14 protein-coding genes are annotated in these 16,065 nt (G+C 59.1%); 2 read left to right on the plus strand and 12 right to left on the minus strand.

Annotated features, from left to right (window positions below; translation table 11 throughout):
* Positions 1 to 317 precede the first annotated feature (317 nt).
* The 8 genes from KO490_RS15890 to KO490_RS15925 all read right to left on the minus strand — a co-directional run bounded on the left by KO490_RS15890 (position 318) and on the right by KO490_RS15925 (position 10,348).
* The gene (locus KO490_RS15890; protein WP_303463044.1) at positions 318 to 1,196 is read right to left on the minus strand and encodes a formylglycine-generating enzyme family protein; all 879 of its coding nucleotides are present in this window, start codon (positions 1,194 to 1,196) and stop codon (positions 318 to 320) included.
* Positions 1,197 to 1,330: 134 nt separating this feature from the next.
* Complete coding sequence (locus tag KO490_RS15895; RefSeq protein ID WP_216020403.1) at positions 1,331 to 3,136, minus strand: chloride channel protein; 1,806 nt, start codon at positions 3,134 to 3,136, stop codon at positions 1,331 to 1,333.
* 199 nt (positions 3,137 to 3,335) lie between these two features.
* Positions 3,336 to 4,775 carry a sulfatase gene (locus KO490_RS15900; RefSeq protein WP_216020404.1) on the minus strand — a complete coding sequence of 480 codons (1,440 nt, stop codon included), beginning with the start codon at positions 4,773 to 4,775 and terminating at the stop codon, positions 3,336 to 3,338.
* Between the two features lie 50 nt (positions 4,776 to 4,825).
* Complete coding sequence (locus tag KO490_RS15905) at positions 4,826 to 6,280, minus strand: sulfatase (protein ID WP_216020405.1); 1,455 nt, start codon at positions 6,278 to 6,280, stop codon at positions 4,826 to 4,828.
* A 79-nt stretch (positions 6,281 to 6,359) separates the two neighbouring features.
* Positions 6,360 to 7,343 (minus strand): tripartite tricarboxylate transporter substrate binding protein, encoded by a 984-nt coding sequence (locus KO490_RS15910; RefSeq protein ID WP_216020406.1) that lies wholly within the window; start codon positions 7,341 to 7,343, stop codon positions 6,360 to 6,362.
* 113 nt (positions 7,344 to 7,456) lie between these two features.
* Positions 7,457 to 8,947 carry a tripartite tricarboxylate transporter permease gene (locus KO490_RS15915; protein ID WP_216020407.1) on the minus strand — a complete coding sequence of 497 codons (1,491 nt, stop codon included), beginning with the start codon at positions 8,945 to 8,947 and terminating at the stop codon, positions 7,457 to 7,459.
* Positions 8,948 to 8,957: 10 nt separating this feature from the next.
* On the minus strand, positions 8,958 to 9,425 hold the full coding sequence (locus tag KO490_RS15920; RefSeq protein WP_216020408.1) for a tripartite tricarboxylate transporter TctB family protein: 468 nt from the start codon (positions 9,423 to 9,425) through the stop codon (positions 8,958 to 8,960).
* An 80-nt stretch (positions 9,426 to 9,505) separates the two neighbouring features.
* Complete coding sequence (locus KO490_RS15925; RefSeq protein WP_368500177.1) at positions 9,506 to 10,348, minus strand: MarR family transcriptional regulator; 843 nt, start codon at positions 10,346 to 10,348, stop codon at positions 9,506 to 9,508.
* Between the two features lie 120 nt (positions 10,349 to 10,468).
* Here KO490_RS15925 and KO490_RS15930 point away from each other — a divergent pair, with 120 nt between their 5' ends.
* Positions 10,469 to 10,720, plus strand: a complete 252-nt coding sequence (locus KO490_RS15930) for a hypothetical protein (protein WP_216020410.1) — start codon at positions 10,469 to 10,471, stop codon at positions 10,718 to 10,720.
* Between the two features lie 206 nt (positions 10,721 to 10,926).
* Here the strand turns inward: KO490_RS15930 and KO490_RS16725 are convergent, their stop codons facing one another.
* The 3 genes from KO490_RS16725 to KO490_RS15945 all read right to left on the minus strand — a co-directional run bounded on the left by KO490_RS16725 (position 10,927) and on the right by KO490_RS15945 (position 13,363).
* A complete protein-coding gene (locus KO490_RS16725) occupies positions 10,927 to 11,337 on the minus strand; it encodes a GFA family protein (RefSeq protein WP_216020411.1) in 411 nt (136 codons plus the stop codon).
* 538 nt (positions 11,338 to 11,875) lie between these two features.
* Positions 11,876 to 12,565, minus strand: a complete 690-nt coding sequence (locus tag KO490_RS15940) for an alpha/beta fold hydrolase (RefSeq protein ID WP_252727251.1) — start codon at positions 12,563 to 12,565, stop codon at positions 11,876 to 11,878.
* Positions 12,566 to 12,604: 39 nt separating this feature from the next.
* Positions 12,605 to 13,363, minus strand: coding sequence for an SDR family oxidoreductase (locus KO490_RS15945; RefSeq protein WP_216020412.1), 759 nt, complete (start codon positions 13,361 to 13,363; stop codon positions 12,605 to 12,607).
* Between the two features lie 96 nt (positions 13,364 to 13,459).
* Between KO490_RS15945 and KO490_RS15950 the strand changes: the two genes are divergently transcribed.
* Positions 13,460 to 14,371: an AraC family transcriptional regulator gene (locus KO490_RS15950; protein ID WP_216020413.1), complete on the plus strand. Its 912-nt coding sequence runs from the start codon at positions 13,460 to 13,462 to the stop codon at positions 14,369 to 14,371.
* A 288-nt stretch (positions 14,372 to 14,659) separates the two neighbouring features.
* Here KO490_RS15950 and KO490_RS15955 read toward each other — a convergent pair whose 3' ends face one another.
* Positions 14,660 to 16,051 carry a hypothetical protein gene (locus KO490_RS15955; protein ID WP_216020414.1) on the minus strand — a complete coding sequence of 464 codons (1,392 nt, stop codon included), beginning with the start codon at positions 16,049 to 16,051 and terminating at the stop codon, positions 14,660 to 14,662.
* Positions 16,052 to 16,065: the final 14 nt, after the last annotated feature.

The raw sequence follows: 16,065 nt of genomic DNA on the forward strand, positions 1-16,065 counted from the left end.
ATTGAGTTAATCAGTTCCACGCTAACGTGATGGGCAAGGAGCAGGTTGGAAATCAGGCTCGGATCCATACCGCGAAACGTCGCCCGCCATTTCTGTGGCGTCGCGCGGCTCATGCAATGTTTGCTGCACAGTTAGACTGCAGGAACACCGCCTTCAATCTGGCGGAGCACGCCCACGATCTGTGCCCGGCTGAAACATGTCATCCTTATCAGAAGCTCCTCGTTCATCCTGCCGAGGAAATTCACTTCCACATCCCCTTAAGGTCGGGGGGATCACCCTCCAGGGCGCCTTTCTGTGGACGCGCCCCGTCCTTCGTATCAATTCTGGGCTGCCACCCTAAAGCCGCAATGTCCGGTCGAACTATCCGGATCGTTCGCGGTTCGTGAATGCACATGATACCGGTCGCAATAGCTTTCGTGGCACAGATACGATCCGCCCCGCTGAACGCGCGGTCCAGGTGCACTGTCCTCTTTCGCGATGCGAACCGGATCGACTAGCGGAATGCGTCTTTCCTCGGGTAACGGGCCAAAGCAATCGGCGGCCCATTCCCAGACATTTCCGGTCATGTTGTAGAGCCCGTAGCCATTCGGTACGAAAGCATCCGCCGGCGCGGTCCCAAGCCATCCGTCCTCTGCGGTGTTGCTGCGCGGGAACTCGCCTTGAAAGGTGTTCATCGCATGACGACCGCCGGGCAACATGTCATTCCCCCAAGGAAACCGCATACGGGCCATTCCGCCGCGTGCGGCCCGTTCCCATTGGGCTTCGGACGGAAGAGAAAGCCCGGACCATTTGCAATAAGCCAGCGCGTCGTACCATGCGACATGGACCACAGGATGATCCTCGCGGCCGGCGATACTGCTGCCTGGGCCTTCAGGGGCGGACCAGCATGCGCCGTCCACACGTCTCCACCACGGCAAGTTCTGCGGGCTATCCGACCAGATGGCAGGATCATCCAGCAGGAGATGGAAGACGAAGCTCCAGCCTTCCCGTTCAGCTACTGTGCGGTAACCCGTCGCCTCGACGAACCGTCTGTATTGCTGGTTCGTGACCGAAGTCGGCGCTATTAGGTAGGAAGACAGTTTAACCTTCCGGCGTGGGCTGTCGAGATCGGCCTCGAAGCGTGATCTTCGGGCGCCCATCTCGAAGATGCCGCCCGGGATCGGCACCAGACCCGCCCGGAGTTCCGAACGCTCCACCTCCGAAGCCTCCGGTACGCTCGTCGCGAACGAATGGTAGTCTGCGTCTCGCGAATGAGACCGATCTGTCACCTCGCCCCGTTTGACGCCACAGCAGGCCTTTACCCCACCTTCCATCAGGTTCCCCTCCTCGTTCACTCAGCCGCGCCGATCATGTCGCGCCGCTGCTTGTCCAGTTCCTCGCTGTAGCGACGAAGCGTATGCGTTTCGGTTAGCAGGCCCACGACCCGTCTTTCGATCCTGTCGCTGACGACTGCAAGTGCCTCGGCGCTGCCACGTTCGAACAGCGCCGCTGCTTGACGCGCATTCATGCCGGGTAGCAGGACGTCAGTCTGTTGATGAAAGAAACTTGTCAGCTCGGTGCGAGGCTCGGCCGAATCCGCGTCCGCATGAATCTCCGGGACCATGACCATCGCCTCATAGGCGTTCTCCGCGTCGGTAACGATCACCCGTTGAGTCGACCCCAAGGGGAATGCCTGGCGGAACTCGTGCGGGGTCATGGTTGCGTCCGCGGTCACCACGTCGCGACGCATCAGCCGATCCACGGTGAGATTGCGGATCCAGCCGACATCATGGGCCCCGCGGATCGTCTCACCTCTCAGGTGGAAGCGCCATGTGCTGAAGCTGTATCCGAAGGTCTGCCGCACGACGAGGGACGAAGTGATCGAAGCCGCGAGGACCAGAACCGCGATGGGGAACTCTCCCGTTACTTCCAGTGTCAGGAACGTCATCGCCAAGGGGCCTCCGATGACCGCGACACCAAAGGCGCTCATCCCGATCACGGCCAGGGCCGCCGAGGACATGACCCCCGGTATGGCAAGTTCCATTGGAATGGCCAATGCCTTGCCTACCAGCGCGCCCAGTAGCAGCGATGCGAAGAACAGACCGCCACGGAATCCTGACCCGATGGTGATCGCAGTGGCAAGCGCCTTCAGCAGGAACAAGCCGGCCAGCGTCGCGAATCCCATTTCATGTTCGAGGTTGATATGCATCGCACCATGGCCCGCGGACAGCACTTGCGTCGATACGAAGGCAAGCCCGCCGACCAACAGCCCGCCGAGCGCTGGCCGTGCCCAGGCGGGGATCCGTGCCAGCACTGCCAAACGTTCGGTTCGTGCAACACCGATCATGACCAGGATGCCCAACGCAGCAGAAACGCCACCCATCACTATAGCAGGTAGAAGGTCGGCTGCGGTAATCGCACCGATAGGGCCAACATCGATGGTGAACGGATCACCCGACAGCGTCCGCGACACCAGCATCGCCACGATCGCTGCCGTGACGACCGGACCGAGCGACACGGCGCTGTAAGTACCTATGATCAGTTCGAAGGCATAGAATGCTCCTGTCAGGGGCGCGCCGAATGCCGCCGCGATCGCACCCGCCGCGCCGCAACCGACCAAAACGCGCGTATCCTCGCGGCGCAGTTTCAGCTTCAGCCCCAGCTTCGAGGCTATCCCGGACGAGACTTGCGTATAGGCAGCCTCAAGCCCTGCCGAGAGGCCGAACCCGTTCGATGCCAAGTTCTGCAAGCTTACCCAGACGCTGTCCGTGAGCGACATGCGCCCCCCGTAGAGAGCATTCGCTTCGATCGGGTCGACGATCACGCCGCTTCGACGCCGCAAATGGAGGAAAAGCGATGTAAGCAATCCCCCGGCAACGGGTATGGCCAGAAGCCTCCATCCACGCGCGAGGTCGGAGCCGCTCAGCCCTGCGCCGAAAGGAACGCGGTACAGAGCGCTATGCAGCGCATGTGAGGCCAGGCTGATCGCGCTAACGACACAACCGGCGATCGCCCCTACTGCGATGGCCAGCACCATGAAGCCGATGGCGTTTCCGCGCGCGAAGAGTTTGCGGCGAAACAGTTTGCCACGGGCAGCGACAGCCAGCCCGTGATGCTTGCGGGGCAGTAGTAAATCCCGGTCAGTAAGAGCGTTCATGGCAGGAGAACCCCGCTCCTCCATTCGCCTGCAAGATGGCGGATGGAGCCGTTGCGACACAACATGTGCCGGGTTGTTTCATGTCGAAGGGCAAGCATCTCCGGTCTCAAATTTATCCGTGTTTCTCGTGGCAGCCGGCATGTCGCTCAGGATCGGGCCGGGTTCCCCCTGCCCGTCCCTACGTACTCCCGACAATGGGTCAGGCAGGTACGGCACGTGCCAGCACGTTGCGAAACTTCTGCGTACGCAGATCGCTGCGGATGCGCCAATCGAGCAACTTGTTCGTCAGCTCGATCTTCTTTTCGGCACAGGCTGGGTCGTTCCAGCGATTGTTCCGTTCGCCCGGGTCGGAGGACAGCTCGAACAGCTGCCCTTCGTCCGAATCCACGAAATGAACCATCTTCCAATCGCTGAGAATTACCATGGAGACGAACTCGGTCTCTGTCAGGATTGCGTCGCGTGCGTGTTCGGCAAAGATGCAGTTCCGCCGTTCGGGGCGTGTGTCGCCGAAATAGGGAAGAAGCGACTGCGCCTCCATCCATTCCGGGGGCTCAAGGCCGCTCAGTTCAAGGATCGTCGGGCCCAGGTCCATAAGGGAGACGAGGTCCTCTACACGGCGCCCACTCGGTATGCCCGGCCCCCAGATGATCGTGGGAACATGGACCGATTGCTCATACATATTCCATTTCTGCGAATGGCCGTGGTCGTTCAGGCAGTCGCCATGGTCCGAGGCGAAGACGATAATTGTCTCCTCAAGCACACCGCGTCGTTCCAAGGCCTCAATGATGCAACCGACCTGCTCATCGATCATGGTGACATTTGCGAAGTAATGCGCGCGCTGGCGCTGCATCTGTTCGGCCGTCGGATCTTTCAGATGCACCACCGCATCGTGATCGTCGTTCAGGTGGTTGTCGCGCAGGGCGCGGAACGGTGCAGGCTGGCTGTCGAGATCGTAATCTCGGATCGGGGCCGGGAATTCCTTGCCCTCGTACATGTCGAGGAACCGTTGGGTTGGATCATAGGGCGGATGGGGCCCGGGGATTCCGATCTGTAGAAAGAATGGCTCTTTCCCAGAATACCGGTCGAGCCACATGCAGGCGGTTTGGGGAACAAAGACGTCTGGATGCAAATCCTCGGGCAGTTCCCAAGCAAAGGCACCGAGTGCATCGCGATAATCGTCGCGGTGTTTGTAGGTCTGCCGGCTAGGCTTCTCAAAACCGCGAGTCCAGATCGCCTTGTCCCAGTTGTCCAGATAGAAGGGTAGGTTCGGGTGCGCGCGGTCCTTGTTTTCGGTCACATGCCGCTCGTGGAAGCCGAAGGCCCCCTCGACGGGCCAGGTATGCATCTTGCCGACATTCACGCAGCGATACCCGCCAGCGTTCAGATCCGATACCCAGCTGTAGTTCCATCGCTCGTCATTTCGGAAGACACCGTTCGTATGTGGATAGGTCCCTGTGAACAACGAGGCGCGCGACGGGCTGCAGGACGGGGAGGTGACGTAGGTCCGATCGAAACTGGTGCCCTCCCGTACCAGCCGGTCAAGGTTGGGCGTTTGGACATGGGGAAATCCAAGCGCGGCAATCGTGTCGTAGCGTTGCTGGTCGGTCAGGATGAAGACGATATTTGGTTTCTTTGTCATATATTGGCTTTCCTCGCTAAGGGCCCGCTATGCGCGGGTATCGCGGATATTCAGAAGTTGCCGACGATTTCGACGGGTTCGACCGTGCGGATGCTCCGGTCGAAGCTGCGGAGAACCAGCTCGTTTCGCAGATCGCGGCAGTCCGGAATGTCCCAGAGGTTCTCGAACTCGTCGGGGTCCGCTTTAAGGTCGTAAAGTTCGCCGACGTCTTGGCCGTGGAACACTGTGACCTTGTACCGTCCGTCGAAATACATGGTCGCGTAGGTGCCGTGATGGGCGGCGGGCAGGGAGTCGTAGTATTCGCAATAGACCGAGCTGCGGTGCGCGCCGGGATCCACCTGCCCTCTTAGCAATCCAGCAATGCTTCGACCCTGCATCCGGTAAGGCACAGGGACCTGGGCCAGTTCGAGGATTGTGGGCGCGATATCGACCAGCTCGGTGAGTGCAGGACTTTTCACATCCGACCTGATCCGCGCAGGGCATGACAGGATCAACGGCACATGTACCAGTTCCTGGTAGAAATGGCCTCCCTTCAGAATGAGGCCGTGATCGCCCAGCATCTCTCCGTGGTCGCTATGGAAGATGATGACCGTGTCATCGCGCAGACCTCGCTTCTCGAGATGGTCGATCATGCGCCCGAGTTGCACGTCGATCAGCTCGATCATCGCATAATAGTCCGAGACATAGTCCTGCATGTCTAAATCGCTCAGCGCGCTGCAGGCGGGGCCGAGGCCGCTCTGGCCGCCCTCCTCGTAATCTTTACGCTGGATGGGGGGTTTCCGGTCCAATTCCCCCTCGCGCCATTTTGGAAGGGGCATGTCCTTGGCAGGGTATTTCGCCTTGTATTCGGCGGGCGGATCAAAGGGATGATGCGGATCGAAGATGTTGATGCTCAACAACCAAGGGCGGTCGCAATTGGCGTCGATGAAACCCATTGCCTCCTCAGCACACCAAGTTGTCTGATGATGCTCTGCCGGGATTCCTCCAGCCCTACCTTTGTAGAGATCTTCCCATGCGACACCCTTGGAGCGCAGCCATGCCTGATAGGCATTGTCATCGCCCCAGCCGTCCCGGGGCCCATGGCTCCAGCGGACAAAATCGTAGCCGTGGTTCTTCGGCAGAACTTCAGTACGGCCATCGGCAGAAGAAAGGTGAAGCTTGCCGATAAGGCCGCAAACATAGCCGTGATCGGCAAGGATGCCCGGAACCAAGACCTCGTCATCCGGAAAATGGTCGTTGCCGTTGCGTGTCACGCCTACTGCGCGGGGATAGCGCCCGGTCAGGAAACTAGCCCGACTGGGCGTGCAGACCGGGTTCTGGCAGTAGGCCTGCTCCATCGTGACCCCCGACTCCACCAGCCGGTCGAGGTTCGGCGTATGGATATGCGAGTTCCCCAGAGCGCGGATCGTGTCGAAACGCTGTTGGTCCGTGCAGATCCAGAGGAAGTTTGGTTGTTTCTGATCACTCATCGTATCGGGAACTTTCGTTTGGACGTCGCGGAACATGTCTGTCCCGAGGCCGCGCAGAATGCTCTCCGCGCAGCTGGATCTTTCGCATTGTTCAGGGTCGGTCGGACCGAAGCGCTTACTTCAGGACGCCGAAATCGCTCAGGATCTGGCGGTTGATCGAATTCAGCTGCTCGAGCCTGTTGGCGTACTCCTGGGGATCGTTGTAGTTCACCAGGACCTTGCGTGTGGCCAGTGTCTCGATCAGCTCCGGGTCCCGCAGGGCCGCGTCGATTGCTGCGGTCAGCGTGTCGCGAATATCCTGCGGCGTCCCCTTTGGAGCGATAACTCCTACGAACAGCTGGCTGGGGGTGAAGCCCAGATCCGCGAGTGAGGGGATCTCCGCCAGATAATCGGGCTTGACCTCCATGACGTCGACCACCGGCCGCAGACTGCCGCTCTCGTATTCCGAAATAATGATGTGTGAGGGCATGATGCCAGCGTCGATTTCGCCTCCCAGCAGCGCCTTCTTGGTTTCGGCACTGCTTTGGTAGGTGATTTCATTCAAGTTGATCTCGGCAGCCTGCTCTAGACCTAGCAGCGGGAGATGCTGCGCATTGAAGACTCCATCAATTCCGACCTTCACCTCGCCGGGATGCGCCTTGGCATATGTCAGAAGATCCTCGAAGGTTTCGAACTGCGAATCCCCGGAAACGACCATGTAATGCGCCGCATCAAAAACATTCGCGATGAGGTCAAAATCCTCGTAACCGGCATAGCTCGTCTTGCCCAGGTGGGGCATGATCGTCAGCGGCGCAACCGAGGCCTGACCGATCGTATAGCCGTCGGGCGTCGCGTCATGCACTGCTGAAACGGCGATCGTCTGGGTTGCTCCGGGGAGGTTCTTGAGCACAATATTTGCGTCGTTTGGCAGGTTCCGCGCCACATAGGGCGAAATCGTTCGAACGATGGAATCCAGCCCGCCGCCAGCGCCGTCCGGTACAATCCAAGTGATCGGTTTCTCAGGATAGCCTTCGGCAGCAAGCGGTGACGCGCCTCCGAGTACGGCCAGCGATGCGAGTACCGCAGTACCCCGTTTGACCCCTTGAAGCAGTTTGACCATGAGTTTTCCTCCCTCCAGTCCAGTTTTCCCCGGTTGATGCGCACATGCTCGGGAATTGGGTTTCCGACACCGCCTGCTAGGGCGGCATCTCGACGTTTCGTTCTTCCTGAGGTTCAGTAAGGCTCTAAGTTCTGACGCCTCTTGATGCCGCCATGAATGCTCGCCGTCAGCGCGCCGAAGATCATCATAACGAGTAGGATCGAATAGGGCCCCGAGACGAAGATGTCATAGCTACCGTTCGACAGGTTCAGCGACCTGCGGAAGTTCTCCTCGATGATCGGCGCAAGCACATAGGCGATGATGACCGAGGACACCGAGTATTCGAGCCTTTTAAGGATGTAGAACAGCACGCCGATCGCCAATGCCAGCCAGAGATCGAAGAAGGCGGCCTTGGATGCGTAGATTCCGATCAAGCAGAGGACCAGCACGATGGCCACCAAGAACGAATTCGGAACCACGAGCACTCTGGCGAACATCGGCGTCAACAGGCGGCCGACCAGGTACATCGCGACGGTCGTGACGATAAACCCGTAGAAGATGCCATAGACGAGGTCTCTTTCCGCTGCGAATACGCCTGGGCCGGGCTGTATTCCATGCATGACAAACGCACCCATGATGATGGCCACCGCCGCCGATCCCGGTATACCGAGTGCGAGGAATGGGACTAGGGCGCCGCCGGCCGAGGCGTTGTTCGAGGATTCAGGTGCCGTGATGCCTTCGGCACTGCCACGTCCGAATGCGCCGGGGTTCTTCGAAAACTTGCTGGCAACGGCGTAGGCGAACCAGCATGCCGCTCCACCGCCGATGCCGGGCAGAATACCCGTCCCTGCTCCGATCAACGATCCTATCATGGTCGGTTTGGCGACCCCCTTCATTTCCTCGATCGTCAGGCCAGTTTTCAGTCTGTCGTAATCCGCCACGTAGCTGATGTTCAGCCCCTTGCTGATCATCGACAGCAACTCAGAGATGGCAAAGATACCCACCAGCAGTGCCACCAGATTGATTCCGTCCATAAGTTCGGGCTGGCCGAATGTTGCGCGATCTACACCGGTAAGCGCATCGACGCCTACTGTGCCCGCCATCAGGCCCAGCACGACTGAAATCATGCTCTTTATCTTGTCGCGCCCGCTCAACAGCGCGACAGTCAGCAAGCCGATTACACCGAGTAGGAAATACTCGGGACTGCCAAAATTCAGCGCGAACTTTGCCAGCGGGACCGAGACGAAGATCAGCACAAGCCCACCGAAGATGCCGCCGACGCTGGACGAGAGCAGCGAGTAGCTGAGTGCCTTGCCCGGTGAATCGTTCATGGCCATAGGATGCCCGTCGATTACCGTGGCTGCAGCCTGCGGCGTGCCCGGCACCCCTAGCAGGATCGCCGAGATTGAGCCCCCATATTCGCCTGCCTGGTAAGTCGCGAGCAGCATCAGGATGCCCGCAAGCGGCGGTAAGGTGAAAGTAACAGGCAGCAGCAGGGCCACTGCGATGACGGTTCCAAGGCCCGGCAACGCGCCAAAGACCATACCGACCAATGTGCCCAGCAGGATGCAAAGCATATTGGTGATCGTGAATAGATTGATCAGATCATGACCAAGCGTTTCCATTCCGCCCTCCTCAGAACGAAATCTGCAAAATTCTTCCGAACAGTGCATAGATGAACAGCGTCGTAGCCGCTGATGTCACGACGCCGACACCGAGCGACCGCATCGCCCCGAATTCCGCCCTGAAGATTGCGATCAACAAAGCCAGCAGGATGAATACGACTGGATAGAAATAGCCCGTGAACTGCCAGGCGGCGATCGCGGCGGCCGCCAGGACCAGCGTCGCGACAATGTAGATCGAATTGACCGTGGTGACTTTGGATGCGAGTTCGGGGCTTGGGTCGCGCAGGTTCTTGACCAGCGTAATGACGCTCAATGCAACAAGAAGCACGGCAAGGATGTTCGGGAAGTACGCCGGGCCGATCCCCGCCGAAGAGAAGAAAATTGCGTCCGATGCGCTGCGGTTGATGGCCACCGCATAGCTTGCGCCCCCGAGGACCAGCACCGTGGATATAAGTATGTTCAGGCTTCTCCAGGTCATGCGAATGCAATCCCCTGCGAAACCGCCGAGGTCGAGTATTTCATGGTCCCTCCCAATATTCCTTCCAGTTTGAAGCCGCGTCACCCCCCGCGCAGCGGCATTGCATGATGCTTCGGCGCAAGCCGGTTGGTTGCGCTCTCGGCATATCCCAGCTCCGACAGCTCAGCGCGAACCTTCAGCAGCGCCTCCCGGTACAACTCCAAACGATCATTCGACGCTGTGTCGGGTTCGGCCAGGGCCAGAAGATGCAGGAACCTACCGTTCGGGTCTTCCACTACTGTTGCGTATCTACGGATGCCGACATGGTTACCCTCGTTATCGGCCGCGAACACCTCGGGGCGCATGCGGTCGAGCACGGCGCGAACCTTATCGGCTGGCAGCCACCGTGTCGTAGCCGCGCCTCGCCTCAGCGTTTCGAAAAAGCCATCGGTATAGAATTGTGTGATAACGTCATCCCAGGGCAGCCGGCTCAGATACAGCTGCGATAGGACGTCAAGTTCATAAAGCGAACGACGGAACCCGACACCTGCCCGGATGACGACATTCGGATCAGGGTGGTCCGCCTTCGAATGCCATAGAAGCTCGTGGCCTGCGACGACGATGACCTCCGCCGAGACCCCTAGGCTTACCGAGAGGTCCTTCATCATCCCGTCGAGCTTCGCCAGATAGGTGTGCGACATCGGCACGTTCCGCTCGAGCCGGAAGTTGCGGACACAGTACTTCTCGCTAGTCCGGAATAGATAGCCCCACTCGGACAAAGACTTAACAATGCGATTCAGCGTCGACGGCGAAAGCCCGCAATGGCGCGCGATATCCACCTGCTTCACCGGGCCGGGGCCCGCCGCCATGATGTATTCCAGCACCTGTAGTGTCCGTTCAGTCGGGTCCATCCGAATCCCATATCTGGCGTTTACAAATTCCATTATTGGTTTTTATCTTATGGAGCGCCGGCAGTCTGCTGTCAAGTGACACCCGCGTCTGGTCACGCAAGAAGGGTAATCCCTCCGATCTGAAGCGAAGGAAGGGGCGCGGCACGCTGATCAGTGGCGGTCGGCTTCAACTGGCACAAGCTGCTGCACGCCCAGCTGGGCGAGGACGCGGTGAAGAAGAACTCCCACGCGTTCCGGCATTACGTGACCGATGAGCTACGCTACCGGCAGGACGTGCCAGACCTCTCACGCCGCCACCTGCTGGGCCACAGCAACAGCTCGGAGGAGAACCGCCGCTACGGCCAGCGTACCCCCCCCCTGCCCCTCCTAAAGCCCTTCATCGATGCACTGCCGAGGGTGTTCTGAGATGGTCGAGAATTGCACCGCGCGTTTCGACCCAAAGCTGACCTTGGCCACGACGTCAAAAGGCTGCAATGGCGGACGCCATTTGCAGCCAGTCGTGCTTAACGCAGCGTCTCTGTCCCTCGGATGACAGCAGAGCCTAACAAACGCGGCTGTCGCGACCTTTTCGCCTCGCTGTTGTCCAAGATCATCATCATCGGTGTGACCGTTCAGCCAGGAAGCCCGTCGATCCTCTCGATGGAAGCCAGGTCGTTGTCCCACTTCGCGCGACTGGAGCAGCAGATATGCGCGTTCGGTTGCATGCAGAACTGGCCGTCAAGGGATCCTGCTGGCACCACAACCAAACCAGTTTCCGGCTCAGAAATAGGCAGTGCGGATCCGCATCCGGAGCAAAAGTTTTTAATGTGTCGTGACCCAGGGAGACGAAACGTTTTGATGTTTGATTCGCCTGAAATCCAGTTGAGTTTGGCTGTGAACGAAAAAAGGTTTGCAGAATGGGCAGAACCGCTTCCCTTGCGGCAACGGGAACAGTGGCAAAGGAAAAAACTCTCGAATTCTCCACATATGCAGAATTTCACTGCGCCACAAAGGCATTGTCCCGTAGTCAGATCGTTGTCCATTAAAATCCTCGCGACCGGCGCCGCCCTGCTGCCAGTCGAACGCACTTCTATGTGCCCTTGTATCCGCCTGTTGGATCCCGGTCAAAAGAGGCCGAAAAGCGTCAGCCTCGGTGTCGCACAACATCAGAGAACTAAGGGTGCCTTCCATCGGTCAAGGTCCTTAGCGGCCGTTGGTCGGCGGGTTCATCGGTGCAGAGCGGCTTCACGAAGCGGACGTTCGTGCAGCGCGCAGCATCTCCATCGCCCTCGTGACCGCTGTGCGCGCCAATCTGCCCCTGAAAGTCACGTCTATTTTGATGTGATTTCCGCAATTGATGCCGCGTTTTCTTCGAGTGCAAACGTGCTTCGTGTCCAAGCGGCGGGCTCTATCGCAAAGGTGCTCCTCAGCCAGGCCAGCGTCAGTCGGCGTGTGACCTCCAGCGCGTCTGGGTCTTCTGCTTCGGTTTCGCGCGCGTCCCACCCTGCGATGCCGCCCAAGCCATGGCCGACACCGTTGATCGTCAGCAGAGCCTCGGCCCCGGGGGCCTCATGGAACGGATCAGCATACCAGCCGGGGCCACGGGGCGTAAAAATGCGGGTCGTCGTCGCCACCGCGAACCACGAACGTTGGGGCTTTGATACCGCTGAAATCCACATCGAAGAACGGAAAGCGCACGGCATTTTCGGGAGTCAGGTCCGCACCACCGCGGCCCGGAGAGGCCAGAAGGATGCCGGCACGGACGCGCGGGTCGAGAAAGTCCTCATCAGGCAGGCGCGCGCCAAGCAGCAGGCTGCAAGTGTGCCCGCCAAGGGAATGCCCAGCCACCGCAATCCGATCATGGTCCAGCCGCCCGGCCGCGGCGGGAGCTTGTCTTTCGACCTCGGTCAACTGGTCGAGGATGGCGCGCATTTCCGCCACCCTCTCGCGCCAGAAGAAGGGCCCACTGGGCAAATCCGGGTCAAGCCCGCCGACCCGCGAGCTGGCGTGGGTCGGTTGGATGACGGCCAGCCCCCGTTCCGCCCAGAACTGCGCGAGAGGGGCATAGCCGTCCTTGGACGGGATGTAGTTCGAGGGACCAAAGCCATGCGACAGGATCACGATGGGCAGGTCCCTCCCGGCAGCAGGAATCGTCAGGCGCATCTCAAGCGGCTGGCGACCGGGCATCGGCAGTTGGATCGGCGTATAGGCGACGGTGATCTCAGGCTCTGGTGTCGGCAAGGCGCGGGAGAGAGTGATCAGTCTGTTCATGGGTGTTTCCGTTCGAGAGGGATATCAGCATCGGACGCATCACGCCGTGGCGACGCCGGCTTCGCGGAACCAGGTCTGTGCGTCCGCGCCTGCAGGCAGCCTCATGAGCGCGGTCTCATCCGTGACAGCACGCCAGACAGCCTGAGCGACATCGTGCGCCTCGGTCTGCTCGGTCGCGGACTGAAGGCTCTGAAAATAGGCTTGCACGAAGGGGCCGTAAGCCTCGGGCACATCCATGCCCATTCGCGCCACCGCATTGCGTCCGAAGGACGTCGAAGGTGCGCTGCCGGGCAGGACCAGCCGGGCACGTATGCCGAATTCAGCAGCCTCGAGCGCGAAGCTTTCGGTAAAGGCATTCAGCGCGGCCTTACTGGCGCTGTAGATCGACAGGGCAGGCAACGGGCGCAGCGTCACGCTGGAACTGACGTTGACGATGACGCCACTTCGGCGCGCGCGCATGGCGGGCATCACGGCGCGGGTCATGGCCATGGCGCCCAGCACGTTGGTCTCGAACAGCTCACGGGCTCGAGCAATGTCAGCACCTTCGAGCACATTGAGCATGCCGACACCGACGTTGTTCACCAGCGCATCGATCTGGCCCGCGTCGGCAATCGCAGCCGATATGCTTTCGGGGTCGGTGACGTCCAAGGCCAGCACCTGCAGGCGGTCGGACTCCGGCAGCCCTTCAACGGAGGGACTGCGCATCGTGGCGATGACCTCCCAGCCCTGATCGAGGAACTGCGAGGCGATGGCCTGACCGAAACCGGAGGAACAACCGGTGATGAGGATACGGGGCATTTGAAGTCTCCTTGTCTGTGTGACCGAGAGATAGACGGCAGAGTTCGGCCTCGATATACAGAGACGTCCGAAATCATTCATAGATCGTCTGAACGGATGCTCGACAGCCCCTTAGATCCTCTTTCCAGTGTCGTCACCCTGCTTAAGCCTGCGGTCTCCGTCTCCAAGATGGTCGAAGCTGGTGGCCAGTGGCTGGTGCAGCGTCACGACATGGTCGCCCCTTTCTACTGCGCGATGGTCGAAGGGCAGTGCCGGCTGCACGTCATCGGGCGCGATCCGGTCACGCTGAGGGCTGGTGACTTCGTGCTGATCCCTCACCTGCAGGGCTTTACCATGTCCAGCGAAGTGCCCCCGCCGCCCCACGTGCCCCGCTTGCCGCTTGAAACCGGTCCCGGACAGTTCCGGCTTGGCGCGGCTGAGGCCCCGGTCGATATGCGCGCCCTCGTCGGGCATTGCAGCTTTGACACGCCGGCCAAGAGCCTTCTCGTGTCACTGCTACCGGAGATGATCCATGTCTCAGATCAGAACCGCCTTACGGCTCTGGTGCCGGTAATCCACGAGGAAACCCGCGCCGACCGTCCGGGGCGCGGATTGATCCTCGAGCGATTGCTGGAGGTCCTTCTGATCGAAGCGCTGCGCTCTGATCAGGCGACGACCCTGCCGCCCGGGCTACTGCGCGGACTGTCGGATCCGCAGCTCTCGGGTGCATTGCAACGCATCCACGCCGAGCCGGGTAGCCCTCTTTCCGTCTCAGAACTGGCGAAGGCTGCCGGCATGTCGCGCTCTGGCTTTTTCGAGCGGTTCCGCAGGCAAGTTGGCCGCGCGCCACTGCAATACGCCATCGAATGGCGCATGGCCCTGGCCAAGACCTTGCTGCGGCAGGGCGGGCTGACCATTTCCGAGATCGCCCTGAAGGTCGGATACGGGTCCGCCAGCGCCTTCGGACTCGCCTTTGTCCGTCACGAGGGACTGTCGCCCGGCGCGTTTGCGAACAAGATCCGTGGTTAGAACCAGATAGCGACCTCGCTGCGCGTCAAGAAGCCTTTGGCAAGGTCGAATTGGCACTCTAAACGAACCCGCCGCTCTGCCGGCCTTGCTGACAGTCGCTCACGGCCCAAAGCGGACGGTCGAGGCAGTCGCGGCGGCGCCGTGCAGCTTCCCGAGAGCAAACACTCATACTTGGCGCAGCGAAATCGGCAGGTCACAGTCTGCTGCGCGGGACATTGCAGTCATTGATAGTTGTGGTTTGGAGCATTGTTGAAATCCAAATTTGGGAGACTGATTGTCACACCATGATCAAGTGGCTGGGAGTGACAGCGCCTCAAGTTCGTCACACTCTGGCCTTTTAGCGTAAAAAATTAAAGCGCCTAGTAGACACCATTTTGCAACCAATTCCGCTTCTTTCCTTAGCTGACTCCAATCCCTGTTTGTCCGGTCGGAGGTGCCGTGGATAAGGCGACTTCGCCCCTGGTCATAAATATCCTTCAGCAATTTATGGATCTCCGGCCCGTCAAGCCAAAGAGCATCCGTTGGCTTCTTTCCCAACGTTTGACAGACTAAATCTGTTATTCCTCGTAGTTTGCCTCGAGGAGAAAGCGCGTCGAGCGCGGCAGAGAAGAAGACAATTGCAGCGCGATCATCGTTATCAATGCATCCGCGTCGAAACCAGATCAGAGAAGTCCGTATTGCATGAGATATTCGGGGTCTGGACGCGCGATCATCAGACATGACACCATATGAAAGGGCCTCTCCGGCGACGTTCAGTTCCGGTTGTTGGCGCTGAAGAAATTTTGAGAACTCCTCGCTATCCAGGCTAGAAGGAGGATAGTGGCTGCGAGAACTCCCAGCCAAAATTTTTTGGTCGCGAGCAAAGGACATGACTTTCTTCAGATACGGTGAAGTATCATAGGCAAGAAAAGATGATCGGTGGAACACAGATGCCGACGGCTCGAAGAGCGACAAAACGGTAATTGCCAAATTGGCTGTTTCGGCGGCCCTCTTCTCGCTGGTCCCTAATCCGAGTGACTGAGTTGTCACGCTGCAAACGTTGCGGGAGGGGCCCAGGACTAGTTCGAAAAGGTCCCTCTCGTAGAAGGCATTTACGCCCCCCAGAACATCTAGCTCTTCTCCCTTTAGTCGCTGACGCGCCCGGTTTGCTGTTTTCACATCAATTAGTTTATTCTGCTCAGATAAAGTGATCCAGCTTTGTCGACTGGAGAACGAGACTGGCCCAATTGAAAACGGCTCAAACTTGCCCTCCTCGAACATGCTGCAACTGAACGCATACACTCGGACTCGTGCTTTAAAGTGGCTCAACACGCGGGCGATAACCGCTTCTTTCAGGTCACTGGCTAATGCTTCTTTGTTCTTTGTCAAGTCCAATTGCATTAGTGGGTCGCCAAATGCCGCCCGGACAACCTTCCAGTATTCCTCCTCAGAATGCGTTTCGGTATGCCCTGAGTTTTCGTATAAAATACTAGAAACTTTTTCTATTAGATTGTCGATTCGTTCGGTGACTTGGAGTGAGCCCCCAGACGAAGTTCCAATTAGCCGTGGAAGCGATTGGCCGAAAAGCTCTTGGTAACTAGCCATCGGACTCGCACAATTATTCGACGCAGTAACAATCCGATACATTTCATTAACAATTTCAACATACATGGAGTAATTTTTTTTTGCGTCTGCCGTCATAATTAGCTCCTTGC

Source organism: Paracoccus sp. C2R09 (genome assembly GCF_018860625.1).
Classification (GTDB): domain Bacteria; phylum Pseudomonadota; class Alphaproteobacteria; order Rhodobacterales; family Rhodobacteraceae; genus Paracoccus.

Coding starts and splice junctions, on each gene's coding strand:
- KO490_RS15895 (WP_216020403.1), bottom strand. CDS start 3,136: ATGAACGCTCTTACTGACCGGGATTTACTACTGCCCCGCAAGCATCAC.
- KO490_RS15900 (WP_216020404.1), bottom strand. CDS start 4,775: ATGACAAAGAAACCAAATATCGTCTTCATCCTGACCGACCAGCAACGC.
- KO490_RS15905 (WP_216020405.1), bottom strand. CDS start 6,280: ATGTTCCGCGACGTCCAAACGAAAGTTCCCGATACGATGAGTGATCAG.
- KO490_RS15910 (WP_216020406.1), bottom strand. CDS start 7,343: ATGGTCAAACTGCTTCAAGGGGTCAAACGGGGTACTGCGGTACTCGCA.
- KO490_RS15915 (WP_216020407.1), bottom strand. CDS start 8,947: ATGGAAACGCTTGGTCATGATCTGATCAATCTATTCACGATCACCAAT.
- KO490_RS15920 (WP_216020408.1), bottom strand. CDS start 9,425: ATGACCTGGAGAAGCCTGAACATACTTATATCCACGGTGCTGGTCCTC.
- KO490_RS15925 (WP_368500177.1), bottom strand. CDS start 10,348: ATGGAATTTGTAAACGCCAGATATGGGATTCGGATGGACCCGACTGAA.
- KO490_RS16725 (WP_216020411.1), bottom strand. CDS start 11,337: ATGGACAACGATCTGACTACGGGACAATGCCTTTGTGGCGCAGTGAAA.
- KO490_RS15940 (WP_252727251.1), bottom strand. CDS start 12,565: ATGAACAGACTGATCACTCTCTCCCGCGCCTTGCCGACACCAGAGCCT.
- KO490_RS15945 (WP_216020412.1), bottom strand. CDS start 13,363: ATGCCCCGTATCCTCATCACCGGTTGTTCCTCCGGTTTCGGTCAGGCC.
- KO490_RS15950 (WP_216020413.1), top strand. CDS start 13,460: ATGCTCGACAGCCCCTTAGATCCTCTTTCCAGTGTCGTCACCCTGCTT.
- KO490_RS15955 (WP_216020414.1), bottom strand. CDS start 16,051: ATGACGGCAGACGCAAAAAAAAATTACTCCATGTATGTTGAAATTGTT.